General features: G+C 50.2%; 11 protein-coding genes and 1 tRNA gene. 6 read left to right on the plus strand and 6 right to left on the minus strand.

The genetic code is table 11. The annotated features are described in order from the left end of the window. Positions 1 to 544: 544 nt before the first annotated feature. From HPS54_RS03370 to HPS54_RS03385, 4 genes are all read right to left on the minus strand, one after another. A tRNA-Leu gene (locus tag HPS54_RS03370) sits at positions 545 to 629 on the minus strand. 439 nt (positions 630 to 1,068) lie between these two features. Further along, positions 1,069 to 2,937 (minus strand): TonB-dependent receptor, encoded by a 1,869-nt coding sequence (locus tag HPS54_RS03375; protein WP_172344065.1) that lies wholly within the window; start codon positions 2,935 to 2,937, stop codon positions 1,069 to 1,071. A gap of 17 nt (positions 2,938 to 2,954) precedes the next feature. Beyond that, positions 2,955 to 3,899 carry a DUF362 domain-containing protein gene (locus HPS54_RS03380; RefSeq protein WP_172344066.1) on the minus strand — a complete coding sequence of 315 codons (945 nt, stop codon included), beginning with the start codon at positions 3,897 to 3,899 and terminating at the stop codon, positions 2,955 to 2,957. Between the two features lie 129 nt (positions 3,900 to 4,028). Continuing rightward, positions 4,029 to 4,529, minus strand: coding sequence for a gamma carbonic anhydrase family protein (locus HPS54_RS03385; protein ID WP_172344067.1), 501 nt, complete (start codon positions 4,527 to 4,529; stop codon positions 4,029 to 4,031). A gap of 169 nt (positions 4,530 to 4,698) precedes the next feature. Here HPS54_RS03385 and HPS54_RS03390 point away from each other — a divergent pair, with 169 nt between their 5' ends. After that, entirely contained in the window at positions 4,699 to 5,262 is a 564-nt protein-coding gene (locus HPS54_RS03390; RefSeq protein WP_172344068.1) for a four helix bundle suffix domain-containing protein, read from the plus strand. 524 nt (positions 5,263 to 5,786) lie between these two features. On the opposite strand, the gene HPS54_RS03395 is transcribed toward HPS54_RS03390, so the two are convergent. Next, a complete protein-coding gene (locus HPS54_RS03395; protein WP_172344069.1) occupies positions 5,787 to 6,779 on the minus strand; it encodes a malate dehydrogenase in 993 nt (330 codons plus the stop codon). A gap of 287 nt (positions 6,780 to 7,066) precedes the next feature. On the opposite strand from HPS54_RS03395, the gene HPS54_RS03400 reads away from it, so the two are divergent. Beyond that, on the plus strand, positions 7,067 to 8,851 hold the full coding sequence (locus tag HPS54_RS03400; protein WP_172344070.1) for an aminopeptidase P family protein: 1,785 nt from the start codon (positions 7,067 to 7,069) through the stop codon (positions 8,849 to 8,851). Positions 8,852 to 8,893: 42 nt separating this feature from the next. Here HPS54_RS03400 and HPS54_RS03405 read toward each other — a convergent pair whose 3' ends face one another. Beyond that, the gene (locus tag HPS54_RS03405) at positions 8,894 to 9,181 is read right to left on the minus strand and encodes a hypothetical protein (RefSeq protein ID WP_172344071.1); all 288 of its coding nucleotides are present in this window, start codon (positions 9,179 to 9,181) and stop codon (positions 8,894 to 8,896) included. Positions 9,182 to 9,508: 327 nt separating this feature from the next. Here HPS54_RS03405 and HPS54_RS03410 point away from each other — a divergent pair, with 327 nt between their 5' ends. The 4 genes from HPS54_RS03410 to HPS54_RS03425 are packed head-to-tail and all read left to right on the plus strand — an operon-like array spanning position 9,509 to position 12,935. Continuing rightward, positions 9,509 to 10,213, plus strand: a complete 705-nt coding sequence (locus HPS54_RS03410; RefSeq protein WP_172344072.1) for an FHA domain-containing protein — start codon at positions 9,509 to 9,511, stop codon at positions 10,211 to 10,213. 7 nt (positions 10,214 to 10,220) lie between these two features. After that, entirely contained in the window at positions 10,221 to 11,207 is a 987-nt protein-coding gene (locus tag HPS54_RS03415) for a serine/threonine-protein kinase (RefSeq protein ID WP_172344073.1), read from the plus strand. 50 nt (positions 11,208 to 11,257) lie between these two features. Next, entirely contained in the window at positions 11,258 to 12,313 is a 1,056-nt protein-coding gene (locus HPS54_RS03420) for a PP2C family protein-serine/threonine phosphatase (RefSeq protein ID WP_172344074.1), read from the plus strand. 19 nt (positions 12,314 to 12,332) lie between these two features. After that, positions 12,333 to 12,935, plus strand: coding sequence for an FHA domain-containing protein (locus HPS54_RS03425; protein WP_172344075.1), 603 nt, complete (start codon positions 12,333 to 12,335; stop codon positions 12,933 to 12,935). The last annotated feature ends 18 nt before the right edge of the window (positions 12,936 to 12,953 follow it).

Below are 12,953 nucleotides of genomic sequence, written 5' to 3' on the forward strand. Positions count from 1 at the left end.
TGTACCCTGGTGCAGCCGAAACCGTATGGAAGACGGCATGTGTAAGGCGTTTTTTATTACCGCCGTGCTTGTATCCGATATGTAAGGACATTGCATGGCATCCTTAAACGGGCGTTACAGCTTTCCATACTATATGCTACAGTTTTCTCTACTATATAGTACAGCTTTCTCTACTATATGCTACAGCTTTCTCTACTATATGCTACAGCTTTCTCTACTATATAGTACAGCTTTCTCTACTATATGCTACAGTTTTCTCTACTATATAGTACAGCTTTCTCTACTATATAGTACAGCTTTCTCTACTATATAGTACAGCTTTCTCTACTATATGCTACAGCTTTCTCTACTATATAGTACAGCTTTCTCTACTATATGCTACAGCTTTCCATACTATATGCCGGAGAAACCGGTATAGCATGTTTTAGGCTCTCATACCTGTATTATAGATTGTCGTGTGCCACTTATCTGCCGTCAAAAGTTCATGGGAAAGACTATAAAAGTAAAAGGGGCGGAAAACCAAATGTGATTTTCCGCCCCTTTTTGGTGCGCCTGATAGGACTCGAACCTACACGTCGCAAAACACCAGATCCTAAGTCTGGCGCGTCTACCAATTTCGCCACAGGCGCCCGACGCTTTGCTTTTGCAGGTGCAAAGGTACGCTGTTTTTACTGAAAAACCAAGAAAAAGCTTCTTTTTTAACGTGAGCCGGGCGAATTCATATTCCCTATTATACTACAAACCACGTTAAGTTAACATGATTCAGGCGTTTTTTTATTACCGCCGTACTTGTATCCGATATGTAAAGACATTGCATGGTATCCTTAAACATGTGTTACAGATTTCTATCTCATATGCGATAGATTTGTATCTCATATGCGATAGATTTGCATCTCATATGCCGGAGAAACTCGTATATCATGTCAGGAAAGAAAATAAAAGAAGATAGAGGACAACAGTCCGGTTGCTTGTTCCAAGACTATCGTCCCCTATCTCCCGTGGCGCCAGCCACATATCTCCTTTTATCTCCCTCTATCTCCTTGTTATATAGCCTCTATCTCCTCATTCTCACAACCGTACGTGCAAGCCACCCATGAATGTGGCTCTCGGCATGGGATATCCCCTGTTTATCTCGTATTTCTGTGCCAGAAGATTCTCTCCCCGTGCCCAAAGCGTGATGCTGCGGCATGCCTCGTAGCTTACGGTAAGGTCGAGCAGACAGAAGTCTTCCTTTGTTTCTGCTGTCCCCGTTTCGGTGTACAGACCGCGGATATACTGCAGTCCGGCGTTTGCCTTCCACCTTCCGCCTGTGTATCCGCCGCCGATGAAACTCTTGAATTCCGGCGAGGCAATCACCTTGTTGTGCATGTGCAGCAGGCTGTAGTTGTTGTTCAGCGTCCAATGGCTGTCTATGTTCCACGACAGTTCTGCCTCTATGCCGCTGTTTTCTATCGTTCCCGTGTTGATGAATTTCGGTCCGTTGTCGGTCATCACGTTCTGTATCAGGTTGTCGCCGTTGATGTAGAACACGTTCACACCATACCTCAAGGCGCCGTCCATGAGTCTTTGTTTCCACGAAACCTCATAGTTCATCATTCGTTCGGGACGCAGGTCGCTGTTTGCCGGGCGCCAGAAGTACATCTCGCGTATCGTCGGGTTGCGGTATCCCTTGCCCGCCATGGCTTTCAGTTCGCCGTTGCGCGTTGTGCGGAACACCAGTCCGCCCTGCGGTATCCATTCCGTTCCTGCCTGCGAGTGATGGTCCGCGCGTATGCCGGCATCCACCGTCAGCCACGTCGTGATGTCCTGACGGAAGTCGGCATACGCGGCTATGTCGTTCTCGCTCTCGTCGCCTATGGGCGCAAGGTCTTCTCCCGTGGCAATCACTTTGTTCCATGCCTTGCCGTAGATGTGCTGCATGTCGGCGCCCACCGTTATGCGGTTGCCGTGGAAGAGGCGCACGCTCTGATACAGCGAGATGCCCATCATGGCGTCGTCCGAGCGGAAGTAGTTCTTCTTTGGCTCCTCGTCGATTTTGTGTCCGTCGTTTATCTTGTGCCGTCCGAAGTTGTAGTATGCGCTTATCGCTCCCGAAGTGCGGTCGTATCTGTTCTCGACGGCTGCCGACACCACGCCCCTCGTCACCCACTGTCGGGCATCGTACATGGGCGTCTGTACCGACCCGGGGTACGATGCGTTGAAGTGTGTTATGTCAGCGTCGGCATATGCCGTCCAGTTGGCGGACATGTCGTAGCCCAGCTTCATATATCCGCCGTATTGCTCGAAGTCCATCCGGCGTCTGTGATTGTCCGTGCGACTGTATTGCCCGGCAAGTATGCTGTAGAATTTGCCTTTCCTTATGCGGTTTGTCAGTTCGCTCTGAAACGTCCCGTAAGAGCCGGCGCCCACGTTGATGTCGGTCTTTGTGCCGTCGGCGGTCATCTTGCGCGTCACTATGTTCACGACTCCGCCCATGGCATTCGAGCCGTACAGCACCGATGCCGGTCCGCGCAGAACCTCCACCTGTTCGGTCATCAGCGTCTGATAAGAGTCGCTTATGGAGTGCCCGAATATCCCCTGATACTGCGGATGACCGTCTATAAGCACCAGCAGCCGCCCCGCGCTGCTGCCCAATCCGCGCATGCTTATATTGCCCGCCGCCCCGTCGCTCACGGCATATCCTGCCATGGAGCGTGCCGTTACGAACAGTCCCGGCACCTGTTCCGACAGTGTCGGCAGCACATTGTTGCGTTGTTTCTCGGTGAGTTTGTCGCGTCCTATCACCGAAACCGTCATGGGCAGATGACGTATGTCGGTGCTGTTGCGCGTTCCGGTAACCACCACCTCGTCAATGCCGTGTGCCGTGCTGTCCGCCGGCGAGGCAGCACATGGCAGTCCCGTAGCCGCCAGAGATACTGTAATAAGAAATCTCTTCATGTTGCAGAGCAATCCTTTTACTTGTCGATATCCACTATTATATACTTTCTGCTGCCCAGTCCTATCTTCTCGGCATACTCCGTTATGTACGTGCCGTGCTGACGGTTGATGCGCTCGATGAGCGGTTTCTCGTCGTCGCCCAGCGTACCTTTATGATTGAAAACCTTGTCCAGACAAGCCTGGTCGAGTGCCACGGGGTCGAGCGACGCCAATATACCCATGTCCTTCAGCTGCGGGTCGGCAGGGTGACTGTCGCAGTCGCAGTCCACGCTCATGTTGTTCATCACGTTTATATATATGATGTTTCCCCCGAAATAGTCGGCAACAGCCTGTGCCGATGCTGCCATGCTTTCAAGGAAATGGTCCTGTGCCGGCAGGTTGTTCCACAACTCCTCGGGGCTTCTCGTCGCTCCGGCAGTGTGTATATACGCCTTTCCTTTGCTCGAAGCCACTCCTATTGACTGATTCTTAAGCACTCCGCCGAAGCCTCCCATGGCATGTCCCTTGAAGTGGGCGAGGTTCACCATAAAGTCGTAGTTGGCGAGATGACCGCCCACGATGTTGTATTTCATGTGCTTCTTGTCCCTTATCGGTATGCGTATGTCACCGTACTCGTCCATTATGTCCACAGCCGCAATGCTGTCGAAACCGTGCTCGTGTATCGTCTGCCAGTGGGCTTCCGTGGTGTTGCGCTTGCCCGGATAAGCAGTGTTGCACTCCACAATGGTGCCGTTCACTTCATCTACAAGACTGCGTATAAGCGTAGGTTTGAGATAGTTGTGCCCTCCGGCCTCGCCTGTGCTTATCTTTACCGCCACACGACCGGTGGCTTCTTTACCCAATGCTTTGTATATTTTGACAAGAGCTTCGGGACTGATGTCCTTTGTAAAATAGACTTTAGGCTGTGCCTTTAATGTTGTTGCAGCAATGACGAGCAGTGCCGATAAAATAAAATTTTTCATGTCTTATATGTTTAGATGTTTGTTCACGGTGCAAAAATAATAATGTTCCGTAATATATAATGTATATTTATTACGGAACAAATAACCTTTTTTACAGAATAAGACTGTAGGAATGTGACTGTCGCGTGCCTACAGATACCACTTGGAATACTCCACGTAGTGCTTTGCGAAGTCCTCCGCCTGATGCGGCTTTGTTTTCTTTATGAATTTGGCAGGCACTCCTCCCCATATCTCATGTTCGCCTATCTTTGTACCCTGAAGCACCAGTGCACCGGCAGCCACTACCGCTCCTTCTCCTATGTCGGCGTGGTCGAGCACGGTCGCTCCCATGCCTATCAGTGCCCCTCGGCGTATTGTGCATGCGTGGACCGTTGCGTTGTGCCCTATGGTGACGTCATCTTCTATGACCACAGGACCCGTCGTGTTGGTCACATGCACGCACGAACCGTCCTGAACGTTGACCCTGTTGCCGATGGTTATAGGTGCCACGTCGCCACGCAGCACGGCATTGAACCATATAGAGCACTCGTCTCCCATTGTCACTTCGCCCACGATAGTGGCGTTTTCGCTGAAATAGCAGTCCTTGCCCCACTTCGGGGTGAGACCGTTTACTGATTTTATAAGAGCCATAATGTATTCGTTTTAATTTTTTCCGATGCTGCAAAGATACTGGTTTTATTTGCATTAACGGTTTCGTTTTGCTATTTTTGCAAAATAAATGGTTTCTCGGAGCTCTCAGAGAACTCCGAGTACTCCGAGAGCTCGGAGTACTCCGGGAAATCCCTAAAAAGCAAAAAACATGAAAAACAACCCCAATTCATTTCTTCCCCTGCAAGGAGACTATGAGAATCTTGTTGTCTACAAGATAGCCCGTTGCATATATGCGATAACTTACTATTTTGCTAATACCTATCTTGAAAAGGGAGACCGCACGCGCGACCAAATGATACAGGCTGCCCGCAGCGGTAAGCAGAACATCGCAGAGGGCAGTGTAGACGGGTCTACATCGCGCGAAATGGAAATAAAACTGTTCAATGTGGCACGCGGAAGCATGCACGAACTGAAGGCGGACTATGAGGACTATCTGCTATGCAGAGGGCTGTGCAGGTGGAACAGGGACGATGCGCGCGCCATGCAGGCACGCCGTTACTGTCGTGAACATAATAGGGCGGAGGACTATATCGAGGCTGTCAAGAAACGTACCGACGAGACCACGGCAAACATTGTGCTGACTCTTCTCCATCAATATGATGTACTTATAGTGAAACTTATCGAAGAGTCGAAGCATCATTTCCTGACCGAGGGAGGCGCAAAGGAGGAAATGTCGAGGGCAAGAAGACAGTACAGGGATGGTAAAAGATAAAGGGTTCTTAATTGATAATGAGGAGATAGAAGGAGATAAGGGAAGATAGAGGGAGATAAAAGACGAATGCTTATTAATTGATAATTAATAATTTATAATTTATAATTGGGGCGGTAAAACGAGAAAAGGACGTGCCTGTTTACCTGTAGGGATGTTCCATGGAACATCCGAAACCGCATGGCATATATCAAGCGTAATAATTTCGGCTGCACCGGGGTACAGCCCTACCGGGGAGGAGGCAACGTTTATAATACGGGCGAAAGGAGATAAAAGGAGATAGGAGAAGATAAAAGGAGATAAAAGACAAATGCTTTTTTCTGGGTGGAAAGGATATAAGAGGATGTAAAAGCCGATAGGGTAGAGCAAGAGGATATACAAACGGAGATAGAAGAAGATAAGGGAAGATAAAAGACACATGTTTTGTTACAGTAATAAAACCAATGTCCTTTATCTTCCCTTATCTTCTTCTATCTCCTTTTATCTTCTTTTCAAACCTTATTCATCTTGCCAATGCAAGACTAATATCACAGGTTCGGGTTGATTTTGTTCCACTCGCTGACAGCCGGAACGATGTTCAACGTCACCAGCTCGTCGCGCATCTTGCAAAGGTGCTCGTAGCTTGCGTCAAGCTTGGTGTTCTCCTCTGTTGTTCCCTGCGGCACGTTGTAGTGGCAGCCGTCGGTGTCGATGGTGGTATCCATAGCCATCATAATGTTCTTGTACTTGTCGGTGTTTACGTATGTTCCTGCGGGGAAACGGAAAGTATCGCCGCCCATTGCCGAACGTATCATCTCTACTGAAAGATATGACGGACTTTGGAATGAAGAACGTCCGCGCAGCTTTATGATGGCAGCTCCGCCCTGTGTCACGTCCTTCTTCATCTGCTCCCACTCTTCTGTTGTGAACTCATCGGTACCGATGATGTCCGTGAGGTTACGACCTGCCACCTTCACATGGCTTCCGAATACAGCCATCTGCTCGCCGTGTCCGCCGTATGTTGCGCAGCCGGTGATTTCTGTCTGCATCACGCCGAATTTCTTTGCCAGCGCGCTCTGCAAACGAGTGGTGTCGAGAGCTGCAAGTGTTGTTACCTGTCCGGGTTTCAGTCCGGAGTACAGCAGTGTCACCAGACCCGTCAGATCGGCAGGGTTGAAGATGATTACAACGTGCTTAACGTCCGGGCAATAAGCCTTGATGTTCTTTCCAAGCTCCTCGGCTATCTTGCAGTTGCCTGCCAGCAGGTCCTCGCGTGTCATTCCCTCTTTACGCGGTGCACCGCCAGATGAGATGATATATTTTGCGTTTGTGAAAGCCTCTTTCACGTCGGTTGTGGCGGTTATCTTCACATCTCCGAAACCACATTGGCGCATCTCCTCTGCCACGCCCTCGGGCAAGAACACGTCGTAGAGGCAGATTTCACTTGTCAGACCCATCATGAGAGCAGTCTGAACCATGTTTGAACCAATCATTCCGGCAGCGCCGACGATTGTCAGTTTTTCGTTTGTTAGAAATTTCATGAGTTTATTCTTTTATTATTAATGCAATCTTTTTATCCGGAAACTGTGTCCGATGACGGTGTCCGGAACTACCGGAGCGTCTGTGATGACATAAATTACATGCTGTCTGTTGTATGGATGACCATGCAGACCGAATACAATCACGTCTGCATTAAATTGTCGGTGTACACTCTTTTCATATGCAAAGATAGCAAAAAAACAGTATATTTGTTGTTTGAATGCAGCTTTTATTTGTTATTAAATATGAAAAGGCATATCTTTGTAAAGCAGAACTTACAATTTGATATATGAACCGATTTACAACCGAACGCCTCGCCGCACTGCGCGAGGTGATGCGCCGCGAAAATCTCGACGCATTCATAATTCCGAGTACCGACCCGCACAACGGCGAATATGTGCCTCCGCGGTGGGAGGCGCGCAAGTGGCTTACGGGCTTTGACGGTTCGGCCGGCACCGCCGTGGTGACGGCTGACGAGGCTGCGCTATGGACCGACTCGCGCTATTTCCTTGCTGCAGCCGAACAGTTGGAGGGAACCGGAATTGTGCTTATGAAAGACGGCATGCCCGACACACCGGACATCTGCAAATGGCTTGGAATGAAGCTCTCCGTATTGCGCAATCCCGCTGTGGGACTGGACGGCGCGGTCAACACCGCAGCCACCGTGAAGACCATTGCCGACAGACTGCGTGCCGAGGGAGGCATAACACTGCGCACTAATATCGACCCCTTTGAACGTATATGGCGCGACCGTCCGCAGGTGCCGCAGGGCAAGGTGTGGATACACCCCGTGGAATATGCCGGAGATACTTGTATGAGCAAACTCGGCAGGATACGCGCCCGCCTGTCGGAGATGCACGTGGGCGGCATGCTGGTGTCGGCACTCGACGATATAGCGTGGACGCTGAACCTCCGCGGCAATGACGTGCACTGCAATCCGGTGTTCGTGTCGTATCTGCTTATAGAACGTGAGCGCGCCACCATATATATAAATAAGGTGAAGCTGACAGCCGATGTGGAGGCTTATCTCTCGGAACAGGGGATAGATGTCGAAGACTACGACATGGTGTCCGAGGGGCTGCGGCGATATGAGGGATACAACATTCTGATAGATGAGAACGCCACGAGCCACGCCCTTTACAGTGCCGTGCGCTGTGTAAAGGCAAATGTGCCGTCGCCCGTACCCTATATGAAAGCCGTGAAGAACGCTGCCGAGATAGAAGGCTTCCGCCGGGCAATGGTGCGCGACGGTGTGGCGATGGTAAGGTTTCTCAGCCGTCTGCTGCCTTCTGTGCGTGAAGGAGGGCAGACCGAACTGTCCGTCAGCCGCAGTCTGGAGACGCTCAGGTCGGAGCAAGACGATTTTCGCGGCATATCGTTCGACACCATATCCGCCTACGGCGAACACGGGGCGGTGGTTCATTACGAACCGACGCCCGACACCGACCTGCCGCTACGCCCCGAAGGACTGCTCCTGATAGACAGCGGAGCACAGTATGCCGACGGCACCACCGACATAACACGTACCGTTGCGCTGGGCGATGTGACGGATGAGGAGCGCCGCGTGTATACCCTCGTGCTGAAAGGTCACATACGGTTGCAGATGCTAAAGTTTCCCCGTGGGGCAAGCGGCACGCAGCTCGATGCCGTCGCCCGTTGCGCCTTGTGGAGCGAGGGCATGAATTTCATGCACGGCACGGGGCACGGTGTAGGTTCGTATCTGTGTGTTCACGAAGGTCCGCATCAGATACGTATGGAGTGGAAACCGGCTCCGATAGTCGAGGGAATGACTGTCACGGACGAGCCGGGAATGTATCTTGCCGGTCGTTTCGGTGTCCGCATAGAGAACATGCTGCTCGCCGTGCCGTACGTTCAGACCGAGTTCGGCAGTTTCCTCCGGTTCGAAACTCTTACCCTCTGTCCCATAGACACGGCGCCGGTGGTGACGGAGATGCTCTCCGCCGACGAGCGAGCATGGCTCAACGGATACCACAAGACTGTGTACGACAAGCTTTCCCCGCTTCTCGATGACAACGAGCGCGCATGGCTGAAAGACGCCACCGCAGCGATTTAAAACACATCTGGAACCATGATTTATATCTCTTGAAAACGCTGTTCATAACCTCTTGAAAATCAGAATGATACCTCCGGCGTTGCAAAAGGTGCCCTTTTGAAGGCTGAAAGACGGCATTTCAGCCCCTGAAAGGGCACCTTTTGCAACGCCGTTTGCCACATCTTGTAATGTTGTATGTTTTTGTTCCTTGATAAGAAAACGTGTGGAAAGAAGATAATGGGAGATAAAGGGAGACGATAGAAGATAAAAAACAAATGCCGTGTTGCTTGATTTCAGACTATTGCCCTTTATCTCCTGTGGCGCGAGCCACATACCTTTTCCTGTTTCCATTTATCTACTTTTTATATCATAACATCCTGCAAAAGAAAGCGACGTCGGACTGTCGGCTTTTGAAAAAGCCGTTGCCGGCAGCCCGAGAGGTGTGTGTTGACAATTAACCGCCTGTAAATCGATGTTAAATTATATTTAATTTGCGTATTGTAAAATTAAACATTCTTAAATTACCCCCCGAATTGTTTAATAATCGTAATACGATTAATTTTGCAAAAATAAGCTAAAAGTCGTGAAAACGATGTAATATCGGTAGCATATATGGTATTCTCCGCATTGGAGGATGTGATTTATTGTAACTTCAATTAATATCTAAAATATTCAGCCATGTCACAGAACAAGACAGTAATTCCAGGTGTATCAGGTAATGTGGGAGGAGATGCAGGCGGTTTTGGACCTGCTCCGGATTTTTATTCACGTAACGGTCGTGTATCAGGTCGTGGCACTGTTGTGTCCGATATGTCGCAAGACACTCCTGCGGCAGGTGCCGGCATGCCCGGTGGAAAAGCGGCTGCACCAAAATATATAGTATCAGGCAAGCCGGTAGTAGGCTTCGCCTATTCCATATCACGCTCGCCGGTGGGAGAGTTTTGGCCGCTCCATGTGGGGCAGAACACCATAGGTAAGGACCCCAGCTGCGACATTGTGCTCAACGAGGGAACGGTAAGTGCAGAGCATGCCGTGCTTGTCGTGAGGAAGATGAAGAACCCCGAGAAAGTCATTGCTTCGGTTAGCGACGCCCGTTCTACCAACGGCACGATGATAAACGGCATGAGTCTCGGATTTCAGGCAGAAGAGTGCAAGAACGGAGACATCATCACCATCGGCGACAACTACGAGCTTTATATCGTGCTTGTGGATGTTGCGGAACTGGGACTTAAGGTTTCGGAGAATTTTGTACATGTGGATGAGGCTCCGGAAGATATTATGCCGGGCATGCCCGACATTCCCTCACCGTTCGTACCGGGCGGCACGGTAGGGGCGGACGGCGCAAATCCCCAATACAATACAGGCGGAACGGTAGGAATTTAAAATGGCGATGCAGACAGTAGTAAAGCGTCAGGGCGACCCGCTTGTATATCTGTTCGCGCAGGGGCAATGGTATTTTTACAATCCCGCAGACAAACCTATCGGCAGCGGGGCGATGGGCGATGTGTACAGAGGATACAGTTGTACGACGCGCAGACCCATAGCCGTGAAGCGGGTGAAAGACGCCTTTGCCAACAACCCGATGATACGGGAGCGTGCCCGTCAGGAAGCGTCTTTGTCATACAGGCATCCCAATCTTGTCGAGATGCTGGGCTGTTGTGAGTATGCTCCGGACAGAGGTCCTGTTTTCATTCTCAGCAACTTTGTCAACGGAAAGAATGTGGATGAATACATAAAGTATTTTGAAAACAGTCCGTTGCGTGTGGAAAAGGCATGCTGTGTGATATATTCGGTTCTCGACGCCCTCGACTATATACATTCGAAGGGAGTAGTCCATCGCGACATAAAACCGTCAAACATAATGGTGGAGAACGACAACAACGTGCGCCTTATGGACTTGGGCATCGCACGCATGAACCTTCCCGGCAAGCACACGGTGGCAGGTTTCATAGGCACGCCCGACTATGCGGCTCCGGAACAGATAAAGCAAGGCGACGAAGCGGGAACTGGGAGCAAGATAACGGCCGCCACCGACATCTATTCGCTCGGCATAACATTCTACGAATTGCTGACGGGTGCCAATCCCATGGCAAGCGAGAGCGAGGCGGAATGTCTGCGGAAACAGGCTAAGGAGTCTTTGCCCAATCATCCCGGAATACCGAAGAGACTGATGAGGGTTATCCGCAAGGCAACGGAAAAGGACCCGGCACAGCGTTACAGTAAAGCAACTGAGTTCAAACAGGCGGTGATGGAGGCAATGGCTCCGAAACCGCACTGGTGGGAGAATGTGTCCGGCGGGTTCTCGTTCGACTTTCTGACGGTCATGAGCATACTGCTGCTCATAGCTGTCATAGTGTTTATAATAATGGTGATTTAGGGACAGACGATGATGATTGCCTGTGTCCGTTATCATAAAACATACTTAAAATGGATCTAATACAACTGCACTCGGGCAACGGAGACAAACTTATAAACGATAATAAGGACTATCTCGTGCATGGTGAGTCGCGTATCGGCGGCAGACCGGAGAACCAGGATACGATGGGCGCAAGACAGACAGCATTGGGCTATGTCGTGACGGTGTGCGACGGTATGGGCGGAGGTCCCGGAGGAAAAACTGCCTCCATGATAGCCGTAAAAGCTATTCTTGACGCCGTGGACGAGGCGGACAAGGATGCTGATGCTGCACAGGTGATTGCAGATGCGATAAAGCATGCCAACAGCAAGATACTCGAGGTGGCTTCTGAAAATCCGCAGTTGCGTGGCATGGGGTCGACGGCAACGGTTGTCCTGATGTCCGAAAAATCGGCAATAGCGGCACATGTGGGCGACAGCCGCATATATCAGATAAGGGGGCATAAGAAGGTTTTCCGCACGTTCGATCATTCGGTGGTTTTCAATCTTGTGCGTCAGGGCGTCATAACAGAGGAGCAGGCAAGGCTCTCCGACCAGTCCAATATCATTACGCGCGCCTTGGGCGTGGGCGATGACGTGGAACCCGAGGTGGAGGAACTTCCCTATGAGAAGGGCGACAGGTTCGTATTGTGCTCGGACGGCATACACGGGGCAATGTCGGAAAAAGAATTCATAAAGGTCATTTCCGACAGAACGAAATCGCTCGGAGCCGTGACGGACGACGTTGCCACGCTTGTGGACAATCTCGGAAGAAGAAACGGAGGTCATCATGACAACCTTACCATAGTTGTGGCGGAACCAAAGATAAACTCAAAAATAAAACCCAAAATGTCTAAAACAGCAAAAATCGTTTTTCAGGTGCTTGCCGGCGTATGCGCAGTGAGCATATTGTTGAATGTCTTCCTTGTATGCAATAGCCGTTCCGGCGCTGCCGAAGAAAGTGACCGCATGGCTGTAATGCTGAAAAAAGACTCGCTGAAAAGCGATACCATCAAGAACCTGAAAGACTCGCTTGTAAAGCAGAACGTGAAACTTGAAATGATAGAGAGAATAACAAAACACAAATAATATAACACCGGATAAAGATATGAAAGCGTATTCAATAGGACGTGAAATGGGCTGCGACATTGTCATCAATGACAGCACGGATGTGATAAGCCGCCGTCACGCAACACTTAATGTCTACCCTACGGGTAAGATGACGATTATCGACATGAGCCAGAACGGCACGTATGTGAACGGAATCAAGATTTCGCCCAATGTGCCGGTGCCGGTAACAAGAAAAGACAACATATCGTTTGCACACATCGCACGCCTCGACTGGAACTGTGTTCCGAACACGCAAGCTAAGATTCTGCGCTTTGCCGCGCTGGGAGTTATAGCCTTGCTTGTGGTCTTTGGCGGAGTATACGGCATAAAGGCAATTGGCGGAGACAAGGAGCCTGAGAAGCCGGCAACGGTTGTTACGGACAGCATAGGCAGTGAAGCGCGTAAGAAAGCAATACAGGAGGAAGAGCAGCGCAAGCAGGACTCTATAAAGAATCATGTAAAGGACTCTCTTAAAAAGGCTAATGCAAAGCAGGGCAAGGTAAAGACAAAGAAGCCGGAGGACAAGAAACCGGCGGATAAACAGCCTAAAAAAGAAACAAAGGAGAAGAAGACGGAGGAACAGCCGGACCGTATTATTTAATCGTTTAATTAAATCGCA

The organism is Xylanibacter caecicola, from assembly GCF_013166515.1.
Taxonomy (GTDB): Bacteria; Bacteroidota; Bacteroidia; order Bacteroidales; family Bacteroidaceae; genus Prevotella; species Prevotella caecicola.

What these genes read in the sequence shown, in the direction of transcription:
- HPS54_RS03375 (WP_172344065.1), bottom strand. Translation starts at nt 2,937, where the DNA reads ATGAAGAGATTTCTTATTACAGTATCTCTGGCGGCTACGGGACTGCCA.
- HPS54_RS03410 (WP_172344072.1), top strand. Translation starts at nt 9,509, where the DNA reads ATGTCACAGAACAAGACAGTAATTCCAGGTGTATCAGGTAATGTGGGA.
- HPS54_RS03415 (WP_172344073.1), top strand. Translation starts at nt 10,221, where the DNA reads ATGCAGACAGTAGTAAAGCGTCAGGGCGACCCGCTTGTATATCTGTTC.
- HPS54_RS03385 (WP_172344067.1), bottom strand. Translation starts at nt 4,529, where the DNA reads ATGGCTCTTATAAAATCAGTAAACGGTCTCACCCCGAAGTGGGGCAAG.
- HPS54_RS03400 (WP_172344070.1), top strand. Translation starts at nt 7,067, where the DNA reads ATGAACCGATTTACAACCGAACGCCTCGCCGCACTGCGCGAGGTGATG.
- HPS54_RS03405 (WP_172344071.1), bottom strand. Translation starts at nt 9,181, where the DNA reads ATGGAAACAGGAAAAGGTATGTGGCTCGCGCCACAGGAGATAAAGGGC.
- HPS54_RS03420 (WP_172344074.1), top strand. Translation starts at nt 11,258, where the DNA reads ATGGATCTAATACAACTGCACTCGGGCAACGGAGACAAACTTATAAAC.
- HPS54_RS03395 (WP_172344069.1), bottom strand. Translation starts at nt 6,779, where the DNA reads ATGAAATTTCTAACAAACGAAAAACTGACAATCGTCGGCGCTGCCGGA.
- HPS54_RS03380 (WP_172344066.1), bottom strand. Translation starts at nt 3,899, where the DNA reads ATGAAAAATTTTATTTTATCGGCACTGCTCGTCATTGCTGCAACAACA.
- HPS54_RS03425 (WP_172344075.1), top strand. Translation starts at nt 12,333, where the DNA reads ATGAAAGCGTATTCAATAGGACGTGAAATGGGCTGCGACATTGTCATC.
- HPS54_RS03390 (WP_172344068.1), top strand. Translation starts at nt 4,699, where the DNA reads ATGAAAAACAACCCCAATTCATTTCTTCCCCTGCAAGGAGACTATGAG.